This is a genomic window from Actinomadura geliboluensis (assembly GCF_043197915.1).
Classification (GTDB): domain Bacteria; phylum Actinomycetota; class Actinomycetes; order Streptosporangiales; family Streptosporangiaceae; genus Spirillospora; species Spirillospora geliboluensis.
Map to the genome: position 1 here is coordinate 1 of NZ_JBICUA010000028.1, position 2,072 is coordinate 2,072.

The 2,072-nt window shown below is 69.1% G+C and carries 1 protein-coding gene and 1 pseudogene; one reads left to right on the forward strand and one right to left on the reverse strand.

Features of this window, described 5'->3' with window-relative positions:
• Window positions 1–465 (forward strand): annotated as a pseudogene (locus tag ACGFI1_RS44325) (integrase core domain-containing protein); the annotation flags it as partial.
• Window positions 466–1,434: 969 nt separating this feature from the next.
• Here ACGFI1_RS44325 and ACGFI1_RS44330 read toward each other — a convergent pair.
• Window positions 1,435–1,899: a hypothetical protein gene (locus ACGFI1_RS44330; RefSeq protein WP_392793641.1), complete on the reverse strand. Its 465-nt coding sequence runs from the start codon at window positions 1,897–1,899 to the stop codon at window positions 1,435–1,437.
• Between the last annotated feature and the right edge of the window lie 173 nt (window positions 1,900–2,072).

Below are 2,072 nucleotides of genomic sequence, written 5' to 3' on the forward strand. Positions count from 1 at the left end.
ATCGTCGGCGGGATCATGCTGGCCGATGGCACCGAGTGCAAGGTCGTCACCGGGGTGGACGACCATTCGCGGTACTGCGTGATCGCCGCGGTGGTGGCCCGCCCGACCGGCCGGGCGGTCTGCCTGGCCCTGGCGGCGGCGCTGGAGCGGTTCGGAATTCCCGATGAGCTGCTGACCGACAACGGCAAGCAGTTCACCGCCCGGTTCGGCCGCGGCGGTGAGGTGCTGTTCGACCGGATCTGCCGCGAGAACGGCATCGCTCACCGGCTCACCCGGCCCCGCTCGCCCACCACGACGGGCAAGGTCGAACGGTTCCACCAGACGCTGCGCCGCGAACTGCTCGACGACCACGCCCCCTTCACCGGCATCGAGCACGCCCAGCAGGTTCTGGACGCCTTCGTCGCCGACTACAACACCGCCCGGCCGCACCAGTCACTGGACATGGACCGCCCCGCCGACCGGTTCCAATCCCGCCGCGACGACCCGCTCCCCCTGCGCCTGCCACCCACACTGCGGACCCTCCCCGACCATGACCACGAGCCCGACCCCGACCACGAGCCCGCTGCTGAATCTGAGAGCGCATCCGAGCCCGAGGTGGTGGTGCCGCAACCTCGTCGGGAACCCGAACCCGCCACGGCGACCGGGCTGGTGCTGTCGGCCAACGGCATCGACCCGGTGAACCTGGCCGTGGAGTTCACCCGCGTCATCCCGGCCTCGGGCAACCTGGCGGTCTGCGGCCAGCAGTTCTGGCTCGGCCCGCACCGCGCCGGTCTCACCCTGACCCTGCGCGCCGACACCGGAACCGTCGAACTGCTGACCGCTGGAACCAGGATCAAAAGGGTTCCGTCCCGGCTGACCGCCGGCCACCTACGGCAGTTGCTGGCCGGCGGCGGGGCCCGCATCCATCCCTTGGCCCCGCCGTCCCGGCCCGGACCAGGTGAGGCGATCGAGGTCGACCGCACCATCAACGGCTCCGGACTGCTGTCGCTGGGCGGCCGCCAACACCCGGTCGGCCACCACCTGGCCGGACGCCGCGTGACCGTCCGCATCGACGGTTCGCTACTACACCTGCTCGACGGGCACACCCTGCTACGCACGCTGCCCAACCCGCTCACAGGCGCCGACACCACACGCATCCGCGATGCACGCCCCGCCGGACCCGGCCCCCACCCCGTGGCCGAACCGGTCCAGGTCCAGCGCCGCGTCAGCAGCCGCGGCCAGATCGTCATCGCCGGCCAGAAGATCCAGGTCGGGATCGGCCACGCCGGAACCACCGTGACCGTCCACGACACCGACGGCACCTTCCGCATCAGCCTCGCCGACCAGATCATCACCGAGGTCGCCCGCACCACCACCAAACCGATCGCCCGGTTCAAAGCCCGCAAACCCGAACCAAACAGGAGGTCGAAGTGAACTCGGCGGCCGACGCTTACCTCAGCCCTCGTCGAGAGCGGTGAGAAGCAGCCGCACCGCTTGGGCGACCTCGCTATCGGGGTCCAGTACCAACCGACGCGCGGTCACAAGCTCAGCGCGAACGGCATGATGGGCCGAACGCTCCCATTCCACCTTCAGCGCATATTCCGGTGAATTGGCTGCGGCCCGGCTCCAGCCGCGACTGCACCAGATCTCGTGCAGGAACCGCAGGATCTCCGGACGACACGTCACCTGCGGCGCCTGCACCAACTCCCACAACAGCGGGACAGCCGCAGCGGTCGCCTCTTCGACCGCAATACCATCCCGGCACAGCCGAAAGCGCAGGTCATCCAGCGCCAGAAGCGAATCAGCACGACCGCCCCACGCGACCCTCGCCAGGAGCGACGGAACCCCGGCCGCCGTCCCCGAGGAATCCCCCAGCTCGCCCCAGGACACCAACTTCGCTTGCTTCAGCAGCGTCCCCATACCTGATTCCTCGAAGCGCTCACCGGCCCCGCCTCGCCACCCTACGCCCGCGAAACGTGAAGCCCAACGCGATCAACCCAGGCAAGGACTAACGTGGACCACAAGCGATCATCTAGCCGGAGTGTCACCCATCTCCCGAGCCAGATCTGTCACCAACCTCCTGAGACCTGACA